This is a genomic window from Phascolarctobacterium sp. ET69 (assembly GCF_023336935.1).
Taxonomy (GTDB): Bacteria; Bacillota; Negativicutes; order Acidaminococcales; family Acidaminococcaceae; genus Fusicatenibacter_A; species Fusicatenibacter_A intestinipullorum.
In genome coordinates, this window is record NZ_JAMBLR010000001.1 from 46,879 (window position 1) to 67,574 (window position 20,696).

The window sequence follows — 20,696 nt, forward strand, 5'->3', positions numbered from 1 at the left end:
CAATATGCTTTTTAAAGATTTACTTGGCAAAAAAACTTTATTTTTTGACGGCGCTATGGGTACCATGCTTCAGGCTGCCGGGCTTAAACCGGGCGAGCTGCCGGAGCTGTGGAACTTCAGCCATGCCGGTGAAGTTGAAAAAATCCACACCGCTTATTTAAACGCCGGTGCGGATATTATAAAAACAAATACTTTTGGCGCAAACCGCCTTAAATTTGCGGGTACGGAAATTAAAACTGCAGATGTAATTGAGCAGGCAGTGGCAATAGCAAAAAAAGCCTGCGCCAAAAAGCCGGGCAGCTTTGTAGCGCTTGATATGGGGCCAACAGGCAAACTGCTTGCGCCTTATGGCGATTTGCCTTTTGAAGAAGCCGTAAGCATTTATGCGGAAATTGTACAGGCAGGCGTAAAAGCCGGGGCTGATTTAATTTTAATTGAAACCATGAGCGATACCTACGAGCTGAAAGCCGCGCTTTTGGCAGCAAAAGAAAACAGCAGCCTGCCGGTAGTTGCAACAATGACGCTTGACGAAGGCGGCAAGCTTTTAACAGGCGGCGATATTACAGCAGCTGCTGTTATGCTGGAGGGACTTGGCGCTGACGCTGTCGGCTTTAACTGCGGGCTTGGCCCTGCGCAGATGCAGAAACTTTTGCCGCAGCTGCTTGCGGCAATGCCGCTGCCTGCTGTGTTGAACCCTAATGCCGGGCTGCCCAAAGAAGTAAACGGCAAAACAGTTTTTGATGTTGATGCGGAAGAATTTGCGCAGCTGATGTACGCAATGGCACAGGACGGCAGCCTTGCAATCATGGGCGGCTGCTGCGGCACAACGCCTGCGCATATCGCTGCGCTGGTAAATAAATGCCGTAATGTAGTTCCCCGGCAGCGCAGCTGCGATTTAACGGCGGTTGCCGCTTACGGCAGCGCAGTTGTTATCGGGCAAAAGCCGGTAATAATTGGCGAGCGCATTAACCCAACCGGCAAACCGCGTTTAAAACAGGCCATTTTAAACGGCGATTATGATTATATTTGCCGCCTGGGGTTGGAACAGATTGACCGCGGTGCCGGAATATTGGATGTTAACGTGGGCGTGCCCGGTATTGACGAAGCAACGGTAAGTGCGGAAGCAGTGCAGCGCTTGCAGGCAATAACCAGCGTGCCGTTGCAGATTGATACATCCAACTACGAAGCTATGGCGCGCAGCCTGCGCCTTTATAACGGCAAACCGCTGCTGAATTCCGTATGCGGCAAAGAAGAAAGCCTTGAAAAAGTTTTGCCGCTTGTAAAAAAATACGGCGCAGCAGTTGTCGCGCTTACTCTGGACGACAGCGGCATACCGCAGACTGCGGAGGGGCGTATTGCCATTGCCGAAAAAATTATTGCGCGTGCGGCGGAATATGGCATTGAAAAGCGCAATATTATTGTAGACCCGCTGGCGCTTACAATTAGCACCGGTAGCGATAATGCCAATATTGATTTGCAGGTGCTGAGTGAACTGAAAAAGCGCGGCATAAAAACCGTTATGGGCGTATCGAATATTTCCTTTGGCCTGCCGGCGCGTGATGCCGTAAACAGCGCATTTTTTGTACTGGCAATGCAGGCAGGGTTAAGCTGTGCCATTATCAATCCGCAAAGCGAAGCCATGATGAACGCTTACTATGCTTTTGGCGCGCTCAGCGGTTTAGACGAAGGCTGCAAGGAATATGTAGCCATGTTTGCCGGTGCAGCCCAGGCAAAGCAGCAGCCGGTGCAGACTGCGGAATATACATTGTACGAAGCCATTGTTAAAGGCCTGCGTGAACAGAGCGAAAAAGCAGTTAAAGAACAGCTTGCCGGAAAGCAGCCGCTTGATATTATTAATGCCGAAATGATACCTGCGCTTGATTATGTTGGCAAAGGCTTTGAAGAACGCAGAATATTTTTGCCGCAGCTTTTAATGAGTGCGGAAGCAGCTAAAGCGGCCTTTAACGTTATCCGTGATAAAATGGCGGCAGAAGGCGGCAGCCAGAGCAACGGCATAAAAGTAATTCTGGCCACCGTTAAAGGCGATATTCACGACATTGGCAAAAATATTGTAAAAGTACTGTTTGAAAATTACGGCTATCTGGTTATTGACCTTGGCAAGGACGTGCCGCCTGAAAAAATTGCAGAAACTGCGGTGCAGAATAAAGTAAGCGTGGTTGGCCTTTCGGCGCTGATGACGACAACCGTAGGTGCTATGGAAGAAACCATTAAAGCGCTGCGCGCGGCGGGCGATTTTAAAATTATCGTTGGCGGTGCAGTGCTCACGCAGGATTATGCCGACAGCATCGGTGCGGATTGCTATGCGCCCAATGCCGTCAGCGCGGTAAATTACGCTAATTCACTGCAATAAAAATTAAAAGCGCAAACTGATTTATCAGTTTGCGCTTTTTGCGTACATGCCCACCTTTACTTATGCAATTAATATCAGGCAAATTATGTATAATTAAAATTTTATTCCTCAAACCAGGCGACGGCGCGGACAGGCGAACCGTCGCTGTTTGCTATTTTCAGAGGAAAACAGCTGAACCAAAATAAATCGCTGCCGCATAAATCTAAATTTTTAAGGTTTTCAATATTTACAATCTGTATGTTTTTAAACAATTTTTTATGCAGAGTTAAGTTTTCGTCATTAATAGGGTCAATGCCCATTACATCAAAGCCAATGCCTTTGTAGTTGCCTTCCAAAATAAAGTTAATGGCTTCATCATTCAGGCAGGGATACTGTCCAAAATAGTTTTCAGTACCCCAATATTTATCCCAGCCAAGGTTGAACAGCAAAAAATCTGCGGCTTTTGCTTTAGCGCCGTAAGCCGTTATGTGTTGCAAGGTAATGTGGCTGCCGGGTTTTATGCTGCGGCAGTCTATAACCAGGGCCTTGCCTATAAACGATTCAGGCGGCAAATCATCAAGTGTTGTTTTACCGGCATAAACATGTGCAGGCGGGTCTATATGCGTGCCGGTGTGAGTTGTAATTTGCAAAAGCGTTTCCCTAAAACCACTTTTATCATAAGTATTAATTGTAGTTAGTTTTGGTTGTTCAGTACCGGGAAATACCGGCATATTTTCTGTAATGGTATGCGTTAAATCAATTACTTTCATGGTTTCTGCATCCTTTGCATTGAGTTTCTTTCCGGTTTTCCGGCAGTGCGTTCTTTCGATAATTTGGGCATATTTGTGCTATTTTTGCTGCTGCTTTTCTTAAAGTATAACATATATAGTTATGTTTTTACCCGAAACTGTAAAAAATTATACTTAATTTGAATTGTATTCGTGTATACATAAAAATTTTTTAGAAAATTCTTTCATTGTATGTCTTTTAACAGTGGACGTGTCCAAAAGGACTTTTCTTTAAAGTACATCTTATAAAAACAAAAATAAAAGAAATTAGAAAATATCCACGGCACTGCCGCAACAAATTTACAAAAAATGTCAAAATAAAAACAAAATACTGTTAAAATTTACGGCGACTTTACAATCTTGTCACAAGTGCACTTTGGTGTTATAATTTTACACAAGTTAGTTACAAAACTGTAAAAGCAGTAAAGAAGGGGTAGATGCAAAGTGAAATTCAAGAAATTATTATCCGTTATGGCTGTTTCGGCTTTGGCTATGGGCCTGTTTACCGGCTGCGGCGGCGAAGAAAAAGCTGCCGACCAGAATGTAGTGAAGGTTGGCGTATTTTTACCGCTGACAGGCGATAATGCCGCCGGCGGCGAACTGGAACTGCGTGGCATTAAACTAGCAAATCAACTGCATCCCGAAGTTTTGGGCAAAAAAGTTGAACTGGTTGTAGCCGACAACAAATCCGACAAAGCAGAAGCTGCTTCCGTTGCGGCACGCCTTATTGAAAAGGATAAAGTAAGCGTGCTGGTTGGTTCTTACGGTTCTTCCCTTTCTATGGCTGCCGGCAATATAGTTAAAGAAAACAAAGTTCCTGCTGTTGGCACAAGCTGCACCAATCCGCAGGTAACCGCAAACAACGATTATTACTTCCGTGCATGCTTTATCGACCCGTTCCAGGGCAAGGTAATGGCAGAATATGCACACCAGAACGGCTTTAAGAAAGTTGCCATTGTACAGGAAGTTTCCAATGACTACTCTGTAGGCCTTGCAAAATTCTTCCGCGAAGAGTTTGTTAAACTGACCGGCGACGAAAACAGCATTGTTGATGTTGCCAACTACCAGACCGGCGATAAAGACTTTACCGCTATTTTAACCAACATTAAAGCTTTGAACCCGGACGCAGTATTTGCACCCGGCAACTTCACAGAATCTGCGCTTTTGGTTAAACAGGCACGCCAGCTTGGCATTGACGCACAGTTCATGGGCGGCGATACCTGGGAAACTCAGGAATTTATTGATGTAGGCGGCAAAGATGTTGAAGGCGTAGCACTTTCCACCGCGTTTGACCGCGAAAAAGCAAGCACCGAAGAAGCTAAGAAATTCCTTGATGCTTACACTAAAGAATACAACGGCGAACCTTCTGCTTTAACCGCAATGGCTTATGATGCTTACCTGATTGCCGTAAGCGGCATTGAAAAAGCAGGTACTGCAACCGATACTGTTAAAATCCGCGATGCGATTGCCGCAACCAAAGACCTTGAATGTGTAACCGGCATGACTACGCTTGATGAAAACGGCGACCCGATTAAAGGCGTTGTTATTAAAACCGTTAAAGACGGCAAATTTACCTTTAAAGATTACGTAGAAGCTAAGTGATTTAAAATTTAAGTAAAAGGTGCTCCCTTCCTTTGAGGGAAGGGAGCAGTTTTTTGGTTATGAGGTGCCCTTATGGAGTTTTTTGACGCTATTGCCAACATGTCGGCGCTGAGCTTTGTGCAGCACATGGTTAACGGAATATCGCTCGGCAGCCTGTACGCATTGATAGCAATAGGCTATACAATGGTATACGGCATTTTGCTGATGATTAACTTTGCCCATGGCGACATTGTAATGATGGCATGTTATTTTGCTTTTTTCGGAATTACGGCTTTTCATATTCCGTGGTATTTTACTTTTATCATAACAATTATTATGACGGCGCTGCTTGGTGTGTTAATAGAGCGCAGTGCTTACCGCCCGCTCCGTGAAGCGCCTAAAAATTCTATTTTAATTTCCGCTATCGGCGCATCGTTTTTGCTGGAAAACCTTGCCAACTATCTTTTCAGCGGACGCCCGATGCGTTTCCCTGATGTGCCGCTCCTGTCGCAGAACATCAGCGTCGGCGGCATAGAAATTCAGGCAATCTGCCTTGTAATTCCTGTTGTAACTATTCTCAGCCTTGTAGTGCTGCTGCACATTGTAAACCATACCAAAACCGGCATGGCCATGCGTGCGGTTTCCAAAGATTACGAAATTGCCAGAGTAATGGGCATTAATATTGATAATGTTATTTCCGTTACCTTTATTATAGGTTCGGCGCTGGCAGCAATCGGCGCCATTATGTACGGCATCCGTTATCCGGGCATTACGCCGATGATGGGCGTTATGCCGGGCTTAAAATGCTTTATTGCGGCTGTTATCGGCGGCATAGGCAATATTAAGGGTGCGGTGCTCGGCGGCTTTATTCTGGGCCTTGGCGAAATTTTAATCGTTGCTTTCTTCCCGGATTTAAGCGGCTACCGCGATGCTTTTGCTTTTATTGTGCTTATTGTTATTCTGTTTTATAAACCTACTGGCCTTTTGGGCGAAAAAACAACGGAGAAGGTGTAATTATGACGAAAAAAAGAGATGCTTTGTTAACCATAGCCGGCATAATTGTCCTTTTCGGGCTTGCGTTTTTCGTACAGGAGGAAATGGACTCTTATATCCGCAGAATAGTTAATTTGTGCCTTGTTTATGCCATTATCGGCCTTTCCATGAACTTAACCAACGGCTTCGTAGGGCAGTTTTCGTTGGGGCAGGCTGGTTTTATGGCCATAGGCGCTTACACGGTAGGTATTTTTACCGTACCTGTTGAATACAGGGAAAATGTTTTTTACGCCGTGCCGATGAATCCGCTTATTGCGGATATAGAGCTGCCGCTGTGGGCAGCGCTGCTTTTGGGCGGCGTGCTTGCCGCGCTGTTTGCGTTTATGATTGGTACGCCGGTGCTGCGTTTGCGCGGCGACTACCTTGCCGTAACAACGCTCGGCTTTTCTGAAATAATCCGTATCTGGATTACCAACGCGCAGAGCATTACCAACGGCGCGCTTGGCATTAAGGATATTCCGCCGCTGAATGATGTGCGCTATATCTTCCTTGTAACACTTATCAGCTTTGTATTTATTACTCTTTTGGTTAATTCTTCTTACGGCAGGGCGTTTAAAGCCATCCGTGAGGACGAAATTGCTGCCGAAGCAATGGGCATTAACCTGTTCTGGCATAAAAACCTTGCCTTTATGGTAAGCGCGTTTTTTGCAGGTATCGGCGGCGGTTTGTACGGTGCGCTTTTAGGCACGGTTGACCCGAAAAACTTCCTCTTTACGCTTACTTATAACTTTTTGCTGATTATCGTGCTTGGCGGCATGGGCAGCATTACCGGCAGCGCAATTGGCGCCATTATCGTAACGGCAGGGCTGGAATACCTGCGTTTCTTCGATGAGCCGCTGATGCTGTTCGGCATGGATATTCCGCTGTTCCGCCCGGGCTTCCGTATGGTTATTTTCTCCGTACTCTTAATGGTATGCGTACTGTTCTGGCGCCACGGCATTATGGGCACGCGGGAATTTTCCTGGCAGAAAGCCATTAATTTTGTAAAAAATCCTCTTGGCTTTATTAAGCGGAAAGGGGCTGCGCAATGATTTTAAAAACCAATGATATTACCATGCAGTTTGGCGGCGTAACCGCTGTTTATAAACTGAACATAGAAATTAATGACCATGAAATTATTGCCTTGATTGGCCCTAACGGTGCCGGCAAAACAACTGCCTTTAACATGATTACCGGCGTTTATACGCCGACCGAAGGCAAAGTTATTTACACCGATGCGCAGGGGCAGGATATTGATATTACCGGCCAGCGCCCGAGTGAAATTGCCAAACTTGGCATTGCCCGTACTTTCCAGAATATAAGGCTTTTTAAAGATTTAACGGTTTATGAAAATGTTTTGATTGCAAACCATCTGCATTTAAAATCGGATTTTCTTTCGGCAACACTGCATTTGCCGTGGTACATGAAAGAAGCCAAACAAATGCACCGCAATACCGAAAAGCTTTTGCAGGAAGTAGGCTTGTGGGATTTGCGCAACGAAAAGGCTTCGAGCCTGCCTTACGGCCAGCAGCGCCGCCTGGAAATTGTGCGCGCACTGGCAACTAGGCCGCGCCTGTTACTGCTTGATGAACCTGCGGCAGGTATGAACCCGAAAGAAACAGAAGAACTTACGGAATTTATCCGCCAGATTCATAAAGAATACAATTTAACGGTATTTATGATTGAACATCATATGGATTTGGTTATGGAAATTTCCGACCGCATTTATGTGCTGGAATTCGGTATGACCATTGCCGAAGGCACGCCTGAAGAAATTCAAAATAACCAGAGGGTTATTGATGCTTACCTGGGGGTGGATGAAGATGCTTAAAGTAGAAAATCTTGTCGTATCCTACGGAGGCATTGAAGCCTTAAAGGGAATTTCGCTTGAAGTGCCAAAGGGGCAGATTGTTACCCTTATCGGTGCAAACGGTGCAGGCAAAAGCACGCTGCTGCGCAGCATTGTCGGCCTTGTAAAGCCTAAAAGCGGGCAGATAGTTTATAACGGCGATAATATTACCGGGCTTAATTCGCAGCAGATTGTAAAAAAAGGTTTAACGCTGGTGCCGGAAGGGCGCCGCATATTCCCTAACCTTACAGTGCTGGAGAATTTGCAGATTGGCGCTTATATGAGAAGCGATAAAGAAGGTATTCAAAAAGATATCGACTGGGTTTATGAAATGTTTCCGCGTTTGCAGGAACGCAGCTGGCAGATGGCCGGTACGCTTTCCGGCGGTGAGCAGCAGATGCTGGCGGTTGGCAGGGCGCTGTTGTCGCGTCCGGAACTTTTGATGATGGACGAACCTTCGCTTGGCCTTGCGCCGCTGATTATTAAAGATATTTTCAACATTATTCAGTACATCAATTCCAAAGGCATGACGATACTTTTGATTGAACAGAACGCCAACATGGCGCTGAAAGTTGCCCACCGTGCTTACGTGCTTGAAACAGGTAAAATTACCATGAGCGGCACCGGCGCCGAACTTTTGGAAAATCCTGAAATCAAAGCCGCTTACCTTGGCAAAAAGAAAAAATAAAATTAAAAATCCTGTCTGTATACCGTTAAAGTATGCAGGCAGGATTTTTTTGTTAATGATTAATCCAAACTTTTATTAACCTGAACTTTTGTTAATTCAAACTGTTGTTGTCTATTTCTTCGTCCGGAAATTCCATATTCAGCATTACCGGCGAATCGAGAGCTCCTTCTTTAGGAGTGCTTATTTCATAATGCCTGTCTTTGGCAGGGTCGTAGTAAACAAGGGTAATGCTGTAATCAAGGTTGAACACAACAAGCACAAGCTGGCAAATGCCGCTGCCGCAGGGGCGCTGTAAATAGTGCATGGCTATAATATCCTTTTGGGCAGCAAGCCAGTCAAAATTTAATTTGGACATTGCCGCTTCGTTCATGCGAAACATAACGCGGAATTTAATGTTGTTCAGTTCTATCAGCCCATGGCAGAAGGGAGAGTTGGCTTCCCAGTCCTGCGGGGAAAACAGCATTTTAATTTTGTTGAATTGTTCTTCGTTTTTAATGATGCCGGCAATGGAGCGTTGTTTTTCATCGGCGTCCTTATCAAGCCCGGCTTGAAGCTTTTTGTCCTGTTCCGGCCCAATCCAGTGGTATTCAAGCTGTTCCAAAGTATAACCGAGGCCGATTTCCTTACGCAGCGTTAAAAATTCGTAGTCGTCAGGCACAAGCTTTAAGCCTTCTTCAATGGCCTGCAATGCGCCTTCCGTAGAGCCGAAGTGATAACGCAGCTTTGCTGCCTGTAACCAGCCCCACGGATATGTCGGTTCTTCCGTTACTGCTTTTTCGGCATATTCCATGGCTTCAGCAGGTTTGCCGCAGTACGTAAGCGCAATAGAATAGCGGTAGTACCATGCGCCGCAGCCTTTGGCATTTTTTTCTGCGGGCTTCATTATCTCAAGTGAGCGGTAATAGGCAGGGTAAATATCAAGATTATTGTAGGCAAAGCCGTACCACAGGGAAAGCTCCAGGTCTTCCGCTGCCTGCTGCTCTGTAAAACGGCCTTCTTTTACGCCGCGTTCCACAAATTTATCAAGATAATCAATCATTTTGCCAAAATAGGCTTCATAGCCTTCGTCAAAAGCCTCCAGGGCTGAAACGTCTTCATCGGTTAAAAGACGCGCCGGGCCGGTTTTATGGGCTTTAGTATCTGCTGATGACATAATTATCACTCCGTTTCCTTTACTTGTTTACAGTTTAGCATATAAATTTATTTATGTTAAGAAATTTGTGCTGCCGGTTAAAATATAACCGGCCGTTTTTATATAACGGAATAAAAATGTAATGTTTTTTATAAAAAATTGCAAAAAAACAGAACCGTTTTACATAGATTTAACATTTCTCCTCTAACAGATTTAATGTTTGGTCAGTATTATTTAACCATAGCAATTAAATAAAGCAAATCAAAAGCAAATTAAAAATCTGGAGGCTTATGTAATTATGAAAATGAACAAAAAACTTATTGCAGGCGTTATGTTGGCAGTTATGAGTGCAGCTGTATTCACCGGCTGCGGCGGCGAGAAAAAAGAAGAAGCAGCTCCGGCAGCAGGCGGCAAAATTGTTGTAATTTCCCGTGAAGACGGCAGCGGCACCCGCGGCGCATTCATCGAACTTTTCGGCATTGAAAAGAAAGGTGACGACGGCAAAAAAGTTGATATGACCACTCAGGATGCTTCCATCACCAACAGCACCGCTGTTATGATGACCACCGTTGCAGGCAACAAAGACGCTATCGGCTATATCTCCCTCGGTTCTTTAAACGATACCGTTAAAGCACTGAAAATTGACGGCGCAGAAGCAAGCGCAGCAAACATTAAATCCGGCACTTACAAAGTTGCCCGTCCGTTCAACATTGTAACTAAAGACGGTGTAAGCGCTGTTGCTCAGGACTTCATTTCCTTCATCATGTCCAAAGAAGGCCAGGAAGTAGTTTCCAAAAACGGTTACATTGGCAGCGACAAAGCTGAAGCATACAAAGGCAGCAAACAGAGCGGCAAAATTGTTGTAGCAGGTTCTTCTTCCGTAACTCCTGTTATGGAAAAACTGAAAGAAGCTTATGTAAAACTGAATCCGGATGTTAACATCGAAGTTCAGCAGAGTGACTCCACCACCGGCGTACAGTCCGCAATCAACGGCGTATGCGATATCGGCATGGCTTCCCGCGAACTGAAACAGAGCGAACTTGATGCAGGCGTTAAAAACACCGTTATTGCTACCGACGGCATTGCAGTTGTAGTAAACAAAGCCAATAAGGTTGATAACCTTACCAAAGCTCAGGTTGCAGACATCTTCACCGGTAAAGCAACCGAATGGAACAAACTGTAATTCACATTCAGCTTTAATATCGACAATACAGCAAATTTTAACGGTTGCCTTTCACCGGGCAACCGTTAATTATAATAATGCAGAAAATTATTATTGATGGAAATTGTGAGGGTTTATGAAAACAGGTAAAGAAGAAATAATGCGCCTTGTCTTTTTGCTGGCGGCATGCGCTTCCATTGCCCTTGTTGCAATGATTTGCGTATTTTTGTTCGGCAACGGCCTGCCGACAATAGGCAAAATTGGCGTAACTGAATTTTTCCTGGGCGAAACATGGCGGCCTAATAACGATTTGTACGGCATTTTGCCGATGATACTGGGCAGCGCTTATGTTACTCTGGGCGCTATCGTTGTCGGCGTGCCTATCGGCATTTTAACCGCTGTTTTTATGGCTCGTTTCTGCCCGGACAGCATTTACAGATTTTTAAAACCGGCAGTTGAACTTCTGGCCGGTATTCCTTCCGTTGTTTATGGCTTCTTCGGCCTGGTGGTAATGGTTCCTTTCATCCGCGACAACATTGGCGGCACCGGCAGCAGCATGCTTACGGCTTCACTGCTTTTGGCCATGATGATTCTGCCGACCCTTATCAGCGTTGCCGAAGCTGCACTCAGGGCAGTGCCCAACAGCTATTACGAAGGCGCTCTGGCACTTGGTGCAGGGCATGTGCGCAGCGTATTTTTTACGATTGTGCCGGCTGCCAAATCCGGCATTATGGCGGCTATTATTCTGGGCCTTGGCCGTGCGGTTGGCGAAACAATGGCAGTAATTATGGTTGCGGGCAACCAGGCACGTATGCCGCAGGGTCTGCTTGAAGGCGTGCGTACAATGACGACCAATATCGTTATTGAAATGGGCTACGCAGCCGATATGCACCGCGATGCGCTTATTGCAACGGCGGTTGTGCTTTTCATATTTATTCTCATTATCAATTTAACGTTCTCGTATCTGAAGGGTAAGGTGGTACAGCAATGAGCAGCAGTTCTTTAAGCAAAACGCTGTACAGGTACGGGCGCGACCCTGTGTCCATGACATTACTTGTATGCGTAATAGTTTCGGCAGTAATTACATTCCTGTCGCTGGCCTTTTTGTTGGGCTACATTATTTTGCAGGGTATTCCGAACATTAATTTAGATTTATTTGCTTTTGAATATAATACGGAAAACGTTTCACTTTTCCCTGCTTTGGTAGATACCGTTATCATGGTGCTGCTGGCTCTGGCAATAGCCACGCCGCTGGGCATCTTTGCAGCAATTTACCTTGTTGAATACGCAAGCCGCGACAATAAAATTGTCGGAGTGGTAAGGGTTACGGCAGATACTTTGTCCGGTATTCCTTCCATTGTTTACGGTTTGTTCGGTATGCTGTTCTTTGTAACCTATTTAAAATGGAGTTACTCGCTTTTGGCAGGTTCCTGCACGGTTGCAATTATGATTTTGCCGCTGATTATGCGTACTACCGAAGAAGCGTTAAAAGCAATTCCTGATAGTTACCGCGAAGGCAGCTATGGCCTTGGCGCCGGCAAACTGCGCACGGTATTTGCAATTGTTCTGCCTTCTGCCATTCCCGGCATTCTGGCAGGCGTAATTCTCGGCATTGGCCGTATTGTAGGTGAAACCGCAGCGCTTATGTATACCTCCGGTACCGTAGCAGCGCTGCCGCACAACGTATTTTCGTCCGGCCGTACTCTGGCGGTGCATATGTACGTACTTGCCAGCGAAGGCCTTTTTATGAAACAGGCTTATGCAACGGCTGTTATACTTGTTGTAATTGTAATTGCCATTAACGCGGCTTCTTCTTATTTGGCACGTAAATTGATGAAAGGGAACTGAGATGGAAGATAAAATTACTATACAAAACCTCGATTTATATTACAGCGAATTTCACGCATTGAAGGATATCAACATGCATATCCGTGAAAAAGAAATCACTGCATTCATCGGGCCTTCCGGCTGCGGCAAATCCACCTTGCTGCGCTGCCTGAACCGTATGAACGATTTGGTTGAAGGCTGCCGTGTAACAGGCAAAGTTTTGCTTAACGGCGATGATATTTATCTGAATGACGATGTTAACATGCTCCGCAAACGCGTAGGCATGGTGTTCCAGAAACCGAACCCGTTTCCGATGAGCGTTTATGATAACATTGCTTTCGGTCCGAGAACCCATGGCATTCATTCCAAAAGCAAACTGGATGATATTGTTGAAGATTCTCTGCGCAAAGCAGCCATCTGGGACGAAGTAAAAGACCGCCTTGACAAAAGCGCGCTGGGCTTCTCCGGCGGTCAGCAGCAGCGCCTGTGCATTGCACGCGCCCTTGCCGTACAGCCAGAAGTGCTTTTAATGGACGAACCTACCTCTGCCCTTGACCCGATTTCAACTTTAAAAATTGAAGACCTTGCAGTAGAATTAAAACAGAATTATACTATTGTTATAGTAACGCACAATATGCAGCAGGCAGTGCGTATTTCCGATAAAACAGCCTTCTTCCTTCTGGGTGAGGTTATTGAGTTTAATGACACTGAAACGCTGTTCAGCAATCCGAAAGAGAAAAAGACGGAAGATTACATTACAGGGAGGTTCGGCTGATGGTAAGAAGCAGATTTATGGCACAGATGGAGCAGCTCAATACGGAACTTATCGTAATGGGCACACTGTGCGAAAACGCTCTGGAAAAAGTTGCAAATGCGCTTGATAACCCTACTGATGAAGTATCGAGGGATATCATTATTTTAAGCAAAAAAACAGAAGAAAAAGAAAGAGAACTGGAAAACATCTGCATTAACCTGCTCTTAAAACAGCAGCCGGTTGCTTCCGACCTGCGCCAGATTTCTTCTGCATTAAAAATGGTAACCGATATGCGCCGTATCGGCGAAGTTGCAGGCAACATTGCCGAAATTTTAAACCAGGATAATTTAAGAATGGACTATGACACAAGCATTCTTAAAAAAATGGCTGCCGCTACCAAAAAGATGGTATCCAATACTCTGGATGCTTTTGTAAAAAGCGATATCCGTACTGCCCAGCAGGTTGAACGTGATGATGACCAGGTTGACGAATTGTTTGCCCAGTCCAAACATGAGCTGATTCAGATTATCCGCAATTCTCAGGACAGCGGCGAACAGGCCATTGATTATCTTATGATTGCCAAATATTTTGAAAAAATCGGTGATCATGCTGTAAATATCTCTCAATGGGTATTGTTTATGATAACCGGAACGCTTGAGGAGGACAGCATACATGATATTTTGCGTGGAGGACGATCCTAATATCCGCGAACTTGAAGTTTATACTTTAAAATCTACCGGTTTTCCGGCGTTGGGGCTGGAAAGCGGCGATGAACTTTTTAAAGCACTGGAAACCGTATTGCCGCAGCTGATACTTCTTGATATTATGCTGCCGGGCGAGGACGGTATGGCTATATTAAAACGCCTGCGCCGTGATAAGCGCACTGCGGACATCCCTGTTATCATGGCTACGGCCAAAGGTTCGGAGTTCGACAAAGTACACGGGCTTGACAGCGGTGCAGACGATTATATTGCCAAACCGTTCGGCATGATGGAAATGGTATCGCGTGTTAAAGCGGTGCTGCGCCGTTATGTAAAAGAAGACAAATCGAGCGAGCTTACCAACGGCCTGATTACCATGGATATTGCCCGCCATATGGTTTTTGTAAACGGTGAAGAAGTTGTGCTGACTTATAAAGAATTTGAAGTTCTGCATAAGCTTATGGAACGCCCGGGGCAGGTTTTTACCCGCGAGCAGCTTTTAACAGATATCTGGGGCTATGATTTTGCAGGCGAAACCAGAACCGTCGATGTGCATATCCGCACACTCAGGCAAAAACTCGGCAGCGCCAGTACTGTTATTGAAACCGTGCGCGGCGTTGGTTACCGTATAGGTGCGGAGCATGAAAAATAAAATTTTCCGCGCGCTGGTGGCGCTGGCTGCAATGGCAGTGCTTGTGGCATCGGGCTTGATAACTTTCCTTGTTTCGCAGGATTATTTTAACGAAACAAAAAAGGAGCTTGCACAGGAAGCACGCTATATCAGCATGGGGCTGGAAAGCGGCGGCAATGACTTTTTAAATAAAATTGCAGCCGAAAACGGCAGCAATGTGCGTATAACGCTTATAGACAAAGACGGCATAGTGCTTTTTGACAATCAGGCAGAAGCAAAAACGCTTGAAAACCATGCCATGAGGCAGGAAATTATGGAAGCTGTTGCCGTTGGCGCGGGCGAAGCAGAGCGTTTTTCGGATACGCTTGACAAAACAACGTATTATTATGCCGTACGCCTTGAGGACGGTAAAATATTGCGCCTTGCGCGTACTATTGACAGCATTTATAAATCGGTGCTGCAAATGCTGCCGATAATGGGCGGCATTGTAATTGTGGTTGCGTTTTTGGCAAGCATTGTGGCGCGCAGGGTTACTTTTAACCTTATTAAGCCTCTTGACCAGGTTAACCTTGACGAGCCGCTGGACAACGAAACCTATGATGAGCTGGCTCCGTTTTTAACGCGTATTGCCAAGCAGAAACGGCAGCTGAGCAAAAACCTTAAAAAGCTGCGCGGCAAACAGGAAGAACTTACCATTATTACCAATAACATGAATGAGGGGCTTGTTTTGTTAAACGGGCAGCAGAATGTGCTGTTTATTAACGAAAGCGCGGCTAAAATTTTTGGCTTCAGTGCTAAAGAGGTTATTGGCAGAAATATTTTAACTGTTGACCGTGCACAGGAAGTACAGGACCTTTTGCAGAAGGTTTCGCAGGCAGGTAAGGGCGAAGGGCTTTACGAAAAAGACGGGCATTTTTACCAGCTTTCCGGCAGCAGTGTAAACGGCAGCGGCAGCGTTATTTTAATTTATGACGTTACCGAAAAAATGACAGCCGAAAAACTGCGCCGCGAGTTCAGCGCCAATGTTTCGCACGAACTTAAAACCCCGCTGCAATCTATTTTGGGCTATGCCGAAATAATGAAAAACGGCCTTGTAAAAGACGAGGACAAGCAGCGCTTTTTGGAACGCATCCACGCCGAAGCGGGCAATATGATAGAGCTTATTCAGAATATTATGGAGCTTTCCCGCCTGGACGAAAACAAAACGCTGGATGAGTTTGAAGATGTTGATTTGCTTAAACTTGCTCAGTCGGTAACTTTACGTTTGAAACATAAAGCACAGACCAAGGGCGTAACGCTTAACGTAAGCGGCAGCAGCGCATGTGTTTGCGGCGTGCAGTCTATTTTAAGCGAAGTTTTGTATAATCTTGTCGATAATTCGATAAAATACAACAAAGACAACGGCAAAGTTGATGTTAAAGTGCAGGATGGCAGCGAAGAAGTAACCGTCAGCGTAAGCGATACCGGCATTGGCATTGGCGCAGCCGACAGGGAACGCGTTTTTGAACGCTTTTACAGAGCGGACAAGAGCCATTCCAAAGAAATTGGCGGCACGGGGCTTGGGCTTTCCATAGTCAAGCACGGCGTGCTGTTCCATAAAGGCAGGGTGGAGCTTGAAAGCGAACCCGGTGTTGGTACAACGATAACCTTTGTTCTGCCTAAAAAACGGCAGTAATTTTGAAATTCTCCATTTTAAAAGACAGCAGTTTAATTTGGTTGCTGTCTTTTATTTTTTGCTTGTCAAATATAAATTTTTTGGTTATAATGTTTAAGTAACTTAATAGGACTGTTCGGAACCATCCAGTCCCTAAACAAAACTACGGGCGCGTGCCGCATAAGCGGCCTTTATATTGTTATGCAATCCGTCTGTAGCCAGACGGATTTTTTATTTTACGGAGGCATAATTTTGAAAGCACTGGTATTATTAAGCGGCGGGGTAGACAGTACAACCTGCCTTGCCGTTGCCAAAGAAAAATATAGCGAGGTTATCGCGCTGGCATTGTATTACGGGCAAAAACACAGCAAGGAACTTGCGGCGGCGGAAAAAGTAGCAGCATATTATAATACGCAGCTGATAAAACTTGATTTAACGCCTGTTTTTGCGTACAGCAACTGTTCGCTTTTGCAGCAGTCAACCGAAGAAATTCCGCATGAATCTTATGCCGGGCAGATTAAAAAGCAGCACGGTGAACCGGTATCAACTTATGTGCCTTTCCGCAACGGCGTGTTTTTAAGCGTAGCCGCAAGCATTGCACTGGGGCAAAATTGCAGTGTTGTTTATTATGGCGCCCATGTAGATGACGCGGCAGGCAGTGCTTACCCGGATTGCAGCAGCGATTTTAACAATAAAATGAATGAAGGCATATATATCGGCAGCGGGCGTAAGGTTCAGCTTATTGCACCGTTTGTAAATTTAAGCAAAAAAGATATTGTGGCAACAGGCCTGCAGCTGAAAGTGCCTTACGAACTTACATGGAGCTGCTACTGCGGCGGCGAAAAACCGTGCGGCAGCTGCGGAACCTGTATCGACAGAAAAGCAGCCTTTGCGGCAAACGGGGTGCAGGACCCCTTAAAATACGAAGATTAAAAGGAGATTTATATGAAAAGATACACACAAACACAAAAATTAACTATTGCCGGTATTTGCATAGCCTTGTACATTGCGGTAATGATGTGCACGCAAACTTTTGCCTTTGGGCAGTATCAGGTGCGCATTGCAACAGCCATGTATGGCTTAAGTGCAATTTTTCCGTTCTTGATTGTGCCGTTTGGCATAGCCAATGTTATAAGCAATACCATTATGGGCGGCCTTGGGCCTCTTGATATGATTGGCGGCGGCATTGTAGGCATTGTTACTACTTCTGTTATCGTGCTTGCCAAAAAATACGGCTGCGGCAACTGGTGCATTTTGTTTGCCATAACTTTAATTCCCGGCCTGGGCGTGCCGGTTTGGCTTTCCGTGCTGCTTGATTTGCCGTATTGGCTGCTGGCATCTTCTGTGCTGGTAGGGCAGTTTGTATGCGGCCTTGCCGGAGCAGCGCTTGTAACTGCGCTTGAAAAATCGTTTGCCGTAAATATTGCGGCGGAAAGGAAATAAACATGACATCTGGAAGAACCAAAGAAGAATTGCAGGGCGTCGGCCTTTTAGGGCATAAAACCAACTATCCAACCGATTATGCGCCGGAGGTTTTGGAATCGTTTATTAACAAGCATCCCGGCAACGATTATTTTGTAAAATTTAACTGCCCGGAATTTACCAGCCTGTGCCCGATGACAGGGCAGCCTGATTTTGCCACCATTTATATTTCGTATGTGCCGGATATGAAGCTTGTAGAAAGCAAATCGCTGAAGCTGTATTTGTTCAGCTTCCGTAATCATGGGGATTTTCATGAGGACTGCGTAAATATTATTATGAAAGACCTGATTAAGCTGATGGAGCCCAAATATATTGAAGTATGGGGCAAATTTACCCCGCGCGGCGGCCTTTCTATCGACCCATACGCAAATTACGGCAAACCAGGTACCGAATGGGAAGAGGTTGCCAAAAAGCGTATGCATTTCCACGATATGAACCCGGAAATTGTAAATTACAGAAAATAAAATACATAGTTTTTGCTAAAGTTTCATAAGAGCGGTTTTAACCAAATTTTTGAATGCTACTTCATTTGGTAATACCGCTCTTTTTGCGTTTGTGCTTTCAAAGTTTAATAGTTAAAATTTAATTACAATAAAGTTGCTTTGCATAGTTTTCTATAAAAAGGTGAGAGGATATAGCAACGAACAGCACGGTAACCGTAATGCTGAATGCACTGTCAAAACTGCGGCGGCTGAATTTAGGGCACTCTGTAAGAGAGTCCGGTTACTATTCCGGACGGAATCGGAGGAGCCGCAGCATTTTGATGCGTTTAGCAGAATGGTTACTGGGCTGTTTATTGCTTGAAACAACAAGTGCCTAAAATTTTACTGCGCCTTAATATCTTTCTACTTCTTTTTTTGCGCCTAATGTGGTACAATATTTACAAATAAGGTACTCTTATTTGTTTTGTTTAGAAATCGTGGGACTAAAAAAGGACCACGAGGGACAAAACCTGATAGGTGAAGGCTTATGGATAGTATTATCAATTTACAAAAGAAAATTGTTCCCGAACTGACCAACCTTTTGGTGCAGCGTTATCAGATTCTGCGCCAGGTCAGCCACGAACACCCGATTGGCAGGCGTGCTTTGGCAGCAAGGCTTGGGCTTAGCGAAAGGGTTTTGCGCGCCCAGGTCGATTTTTTAAAAGGCTGCGGGCTGCTTGTTTTTTCTTCGTCCGGCATGACGGTAACGGAGGAAGGCATGGATATTTTGCGGGAGCTTGCCGATTATGTGCGCAAATTGCAGGGGCTTAACTCTTTGGAACAGCTTTTATGCAGCAAGCTGAATATCGGTAGGGTGGTTATCATTCCCGGCGATTCCGACCAGGAAGAAGTTGTTAAGCGCGAAATAGGGCGTGCAGCCGCACGTATTTTAAGCAGGCTGCTGGGCGACGGCAAAAAGCATATTGTCGCTGTCAGCGGCGGTACTACAATGGCGGCGCTTGCTGCCAATATCAGCGGCAGCCACCCGCAAACAGTGGTTGTGCCTGCGCGCGGCGGCCTTGGCGATAACGTGGAATTGCAGGCCAATACCATTGCAACGGTGCTGGCGCAGCGTATGGGCGCATCTTACCGTCAGCTGTATGTGCCGGACAGCGTGAGTGAAGAAATTTTAAACAGCATTTTGGCGGAAGACACCGGCGTTAAAGCCGTTGTTGATATTATCAAGCAGGCTGATATTCTTGTGCATGGCGTGGGGCAGGCAGCCGTTATGGCGCGCCACCGTCGTATGGCACCGGAGTTTATTCAAAAACTTTTGGACGACGGCGCTGTAGGCGAGGCCTTTGGCCAGTACTGCGCGCTGGACGGCAGGCAGGTTTACATGACGAACAATGCCGGGCTGATGTTACAGGATTTGCCTAAAATAGGCACTGTTATCGGCGTGGCCGGCGGGCGCAGCAAGGCAGAAGCAATTTTATCGGTAATACGCGTTTCACGGCAGGATATTCTTGTTACGGACGAAGCCGCAGCGCACTGTATTGCAGAAATGCTTGAAGATTAAGTTATAAAGCACTTTTGTGCAAAAATAAATCATCATATATTTTAAAGGAGGATTTTATTATGACAAAAGTAGGTATTAATGGATTTGGCCGTATCGGCCGCAATGTTTTCCGTGCAGCATTCGGCAACCCCGATTTTGATGTTGTGGCTGTAAATGACCTGACGGACGCTGCAACCCTTGCACACCTGTTAAAATATGATTCCATTCATGGCACTTTTGACCATGATGTTACTGCCGAAGGCGAATATCTGGTAGTTGACGGCAAAAAAGTTAAAGTACTGGCACAGACCGACCCGGCTAAACTGCCCTGGGGCGAACTCGGCGTAGAAATCGTTGTTGAATCTACCGGACGCTTTACCGAAGGTGCAAAAGCTAAAGCACATCTTGAGGCAGGCGCTAAAAAAGTTATCATCTCCGCTCCGGCTAAAGGCGAAGATATTACCATTGTTATGGGCGTTAACGAAGATAAATATGAAGCAGACAAACACAATATTATCTCCAACGCTTCCTGCACCACTAACTGCCTGGCTCCGTTCACCAAAGTTCTGCTGGAAAACTTTGGTATTGTAAGCGGCCTTATGACTACCGTTCACTCTTATACCAATGACCAAAGAATTCTTGACCTGCCGCACAAAGATTTGCGCCGCGCCCGTGCAGCTGCGCAGTCCATCATTCCGACCACTACCGGTGCTGCCAAAGCAGTTTCCCTGGTTCTGCCGGAAGTTAAAGGCAAACTGAACGGTTTTGCAATGCGCGTTCCTACCCCGAACGTTTCCATTACCGACCTGACCGTACTGCTTGAAAAAGATACCACTGCCGAAGAAATTAACGCAGCTCTTAAAAAAGCAGCAGAAGGCGAACTGAAAGGCATTATGGGCTACAACGAACTGCCGCTGGTTTCCCGCGATTACAACGGCTGCCCGCTCAGCTCCATTGTTGACGGCCTTTCTACCATGATGGTTGGCCCGCGTATGGCTAAAGTTGTTGCCTGGTATGATAACGAATGGGGTTATTCCAACCGTGTTGTTGACCTTGCCTGCTACATTGCCTCCAAAGGCCTGTAA

The 20,696-nt window shown here is 45.7% G+C and carries 20 protein-coding genes; 18 read left to right on the forward strand and 2 right to left on the reverse strand.

From position 1 onward, the window contains the following. The first annotated feature begins 4 nt into the window (after window positions 1-4). Window positions 5-2,371 carry a homocysteine S-methyltransferase family protein gene (locus M3079_RS00250; RefSeq protein WP_249076542.1) on the forward strand — a complete coding sequence of 789 codons (2,367 nt, stop codon included), beginning with the start codon at window positions 5-7 and terminating at the stop codon, window positions 2,369-2,371. A gap of 101 nt (window positions 2,372-2,472) precedes the next feature. Here the strand turns inward: M3079_RS00250 and M3079_RS00255 are convergent, their stop codons facing one another. Next, window positions 2,473-3,120 carry a cyclase family protein gene (locus M3079_RS00255; protein WP_249076543.1) on the reverse strand — a complete coding sequence of 216 codons (648 nt, stop codon included), beginning with the start codon at window positions 3,118-3,120 and terminating at the stop codon, window positions 2,473-2,475. A gap of 510 nt (window positions 3,121-3,630) precedes the next feature. On the opposite strand from M3079_RS00255, the gene M3079_RS00260 reads away from it, so the two are divergent. The 5 genes from M3079_RS00260 to M3079_RS00280 all read left to right on the forward strand — a co-directional run bounded on the left by M3079_RS00260 (window position 3,631) and on the right by M3079_RS00280 (window position 8,288). Further along, complete coding sequence (locus M3079_RS00260) at window positions 3,631-4,740, forward strand: ABC transporter substrate-binding protein (RefSeq protein WP_044897002.1); 1,110 nt, start codon at window positions 3,631-3,633, stop codon at window positions 4,738-4,740. 99 nt (window positions 4,741-4,839) lie between these two features. Further along, the gene (locus M3079_RS00265; RefSeq protein WP_349293318.1) at window positions 4,840-5,733 is read left to right on the forward strand and encodes a branched-chain amino acid ABC transporter permease; all 894 of its coding nucleotides are present in this window, start codon (window positions 4,840-4,842) and stop codon (window positions 5,731-5,733) included. 2 nt (window positions 5,734-5,735) lie between these two features. After that, the gene (locus M3079_RS00270; protein WP_249076547.1) at window positions 5,736-6,803 is read left to right on the forward strand and encodes a branched-chain amino acid ABC transporter permease; all 1,068 of its coding nucleotides are present in this window, start codon (window positions 5,736-5,738) and stop codon (window positions 6,801-6,803) included. Then, complete coding sequence (locus tag M3079_RS00275; protein ID WP_249076548.1) at window positions 6,800-7,582, forward strand: ABC transporter ATP-binding protein; 783 nt, start codon at window positions 6,800-6,802, stop codon at window positions 7,580-7,582. Before M3079_RS00270 ends, M3079_RS00275 begins: the two co-directional genes overlap by 4 nt. Continuing rightward, window positions 7,575-8,288 (forward strand): ABC transporter ATP-binding protein, encoded by a 714-nt coding sequence (locus M3079_RS00280; RefSeq protein WP_044896993.1) that lies wholly within the window; start codon window positions 7,575-7,577, stop codon window positions 8,286-8,288. The genes M3079_RS00275 and M3079_RS00280 overlap by 8 nt, the downstream gene beginning before the upstream one ends. 91 nt (window positions 8,289-8,379) lie before the next feature. Here M3079_RS00280 and M3079_RS00285 read toward each other — a convergent pair whose 3' ends face one another. After that, a complete protein-coding gene (locus M3079_RS00285; protein WP_249076549.1) occupies window positions 8,380-9,441 on the reverse strand; it encodes a tetratricopeptide repeat protein in 1,062 nt (353 codons plus the stop codon). A 277-nt stretch (window positions 9,442-9,718) separates the two neighbouring features. On the opposite strand from M3079_RS00285, the gene M3079_RS00290 reads away from it, so the two are divergent. The 12 genes from M3079_RS00290 (at window position 9,719) to gap (ending at window position 20,696) form a co-directional block, all read left to right on the forward strand. Then, on the forward strand, window positions 9,719-10,603 hold the full coding sequence (locus M3079_RS00290) for a substrate-binding domain-containing protein (protein WP_249076550.1): 885 nt from the start codon (window positions 9,719-9,721) through the stop codon (window positions 10,601-10,603). 115 nt (window positions 10,604-10,718) lie between these two features. Next, window positions 10,719-11,573 carry a phosphate ABC transporter permease subunit PstC gene (gene pstC / locus M3079_RS00295; protein WP_249076551.1) on the forward strand — a complete coding sequence of 285 codons (855 nt, stop codon included), beginning with the start codon at window positions 10,719-10,721 and terminating at the stop codon, window positions 11,571-11,573. Window positions 11,574-11,626: 53 nt separating this feature from the next. Then, a complete protein-coding gene (pstA, locus tag M3079_RS00300) occupies window positions 11,627-12,430 on the forward strand; it encodes a phosphate ABC transporter permease PstA (RefSeq protein WP_349293319.1) in 804 nt (267 codons plus the stop codon). A gap of 1 nt (window position 12,431) precedes the next feature. Beyond that, on the forward strand, window positions 12,432-13,184 hold the full coding sequence (pstB, locus tag M3079_RS00305) for a phosphate ABC transporter ATP-binding protein PstB (RefSeq protein WP_021716742.1): 753 nt from the start codon (window positions 12,432-12,434) through the stop codon (window positions 13,182-13,184). Further along, the gene (phoU, locus tag M3079_RS00310) at window positions 13,184-13,864 is read left to right on the forward strand and encodes a phosphate signaling complex protein PhoU (RefSeq protein ID WP_249076553.1); all 681 of its coding nucleotides are present in this window, start codon (window positions 13,184-13,186) and stop codon (window positions 13,862-13,864) included. The genes pstB and phoU overlap by 1 nt, the downstream gene beginning before the upstream one ends. Continuing rightward, window positions 13,836-14,516, forward strand: a complete 681-nt coding sequence (locus M3079_RS00315) for a response regulator transcription factor (protein WP_249076554.1) — start codon at window positions 13,836-13,838, stop codon at window positions 14,514-14,516. Before phoU ends, M3079_RS00315 begins: the two co-directional genes overlap by 29 nt. Then, on the forward strand, window positions 14,506-16,170 hold the full coding sequence (locus M3079_RS00320) for an ATP-binding protein (protein ID WP_249076555.1): 1,665 nt from the start codon (window positions 14,506-14,508) through the stop codon (window positions 16,168-16,170). Before M3079_RS00315 ends, M3079_RS00320 begins: the two co-directional genes overlap by 11 nt. A 231-nt stretch (window positions 16,171-16,401) precedes the next feature. After that, window positions 16,402-17,082: a 7-cyano-7-deazaguanine synthase QueC gene (gene queC / locus M3079_RS00325; protein WP_249076557.1), complete on the forward strand. Its 681-nt coding sequence runs from the start codon at window positions 16,402-16,404 to the stop codon at window positions 17,080-17,082. A 12-nt stretch (window positions 17,083-17,094) separates the two neighbouring features. After that, a complete protein-coding gene (locus M3079_RS00330) occupies window positions 17,095-17,592 on the forward strand; it encodes a QueT transporter family protein (protein WP_021716747.1) in 498 nt (165 codons plus the stop codon). 2 nt (window positions 17,593-17,594) lie between these two features. After that, window positions 17,595-18,095 carry a preQ(1) synthase gene (gene queF / locus M3079_RS00335; RefSeq protein ID WP_021716748.1) on the forward strand — a complete coding sequence of 167 codons (501 nt, stop codon included), beginning with the start codon at window positions 17,595-17,597 and terminating at the stop codon, window positions 18,093-18,095. 505 nt (window positions 18,096-18,600) lie between these two features. Then, a complete protein-coding gene (locus M3079_RS00340; RefSeq protein WP_249076559.1) occupies window positions 18,601-19,632 on the forward strand; it encodes a sugar-binding domain-containing protein in 1,032 nt (343 codons plus the stop codon). A gap of 56 nt (window positions 19,633-19,688) precedes the next feature. Next, entirely contained in the window at window positions 19,689-20,696 is a 1,008-nt protein-coding gene (gene gap, locus M3079_RS00345; protein WP_249077100.1) for a type I glyceraldehyde-3-phosphate dehydrogenase, read from the forward strand.

Bases quoted from the DNA above. Each gene is read 5' to 3' on its own strand.
- M3079_RS00250 (WP_249076542.1), top strand. From the start codon at position 5: ATGCTTTTTAAAGATTTACTTGGCAAAAAAACTTTATTTTTTGACGGC.
- M3079_RS00255 (WP_249076543.1), bottom strand. From the start codon at position 3,120: ATGAAAGTAATTGATTTAACGCATACCATTACAGAAAATATGCCGGTA.
- M3079_RS00260 (WP_044897002.1), top strand. From the start codon at position 3,631: ATGGGCCTGTTTACCGGCTGCGGCGGCGAAGAAAAAGCTGCCGACCAG.
- M3079_RS00265 (WP_349293318.1), top strand. From the start codon at position 4,840: ATGTCGGCGCTGAGCTTTGTGCAGCACATGGTTAACGGAATATCGCTC.
- M3079_RS00270 (WP_249076547.1), top strand. From the start codon at position 5,736: ATGACGAAAAAAAGAGATGCTTTGTTAACCATAGCCGGCATAATTGTC.
- M3079_RS00275 (WP_249076548.1), top strand. From the start codon at position 6,800: ATGATTTTAAAAACCAATGATATTACCATGCAGTTTGGCGGCGTAACC.
- M3079_RS00280 (WP_044896993.1), top strand. From the start codon at position 7,575: ATGCTTAAAGTAGAAAATCTTGTCGTATCCTACGGAGGCATTGAAGCC.
- M3079_RS00285 (WP_249076549.1), bottom strand. From the start codon at position 9,441: ATGTCATCAGCAGATACTAAAGCCCATAAAACCGGCCCGGCGCGTCTT.
- M3079_RS00290 (WP_249076550.1), top strand. From the start codon at position 9,719: ATGAAAATGAACAAAAAACTTATTGCAGGCGTTATGTTGGCAGTTATG.
- pstC (WP_249076551.1), top strand. From the start codon at position 10,719: ATGAAAACAGGTAAAGAAGAAATAATGCGCCTTGTCTTTTTGCTGGCG.
- pstA (WP_349293319.1), top strand. From the start codon at position 11,627: ATGACATTACTTGTATGCGTAATAGTTTCGGCAGTAATTACATTCCTG.
- pstB (WP_021716742.1), top strand. From the start codon at position 12,432: ATGGAAGATAAAATTACTATACAAAACCTCGATTTATATTACAGCGAA.
- phoU (WP_249076553.1), top strand. From the start codon at position 13,184: ATGGTAAGAAGCAGATTTATGGCACAGATGGAGCAGCTCAATACGGAA.
- M3079_RS00315 (WP_249076554.1), top strand. From the start codon at position 13,836: ATGATATTTTGCGTGGAGGACGATCCTAATATCCGCGAACTTGAAGTT.
- M3079_RS00320 (WP_249076555.1), top strand. From the start codon at position 14,506: ATGAAAAATAAAATTTTCCGCGCGCTGGTGGCGCTGGCTGCAATGGCA.
- M3079_RS00330 (WP_021716747.1), top strand. From the start codon at position 17,095: ATGAAAAGATACACACAAACACAAAAATTAACTATTGCCGGTATTTGC.
- queF (WP_021716748.1), top strand. From the start codon at position 17,595: ATGACATCTGGAAGAACCAAAGAAGAATTGCAGGGCGTCGGCCTTTTA.
- M3079_RS00340 (WP_249076559.1), top strand. From the start codon at position 18,601: ATGGATAGTATTATCAATTTACAAAAGAAAATTGTTCCCGAACTGACC.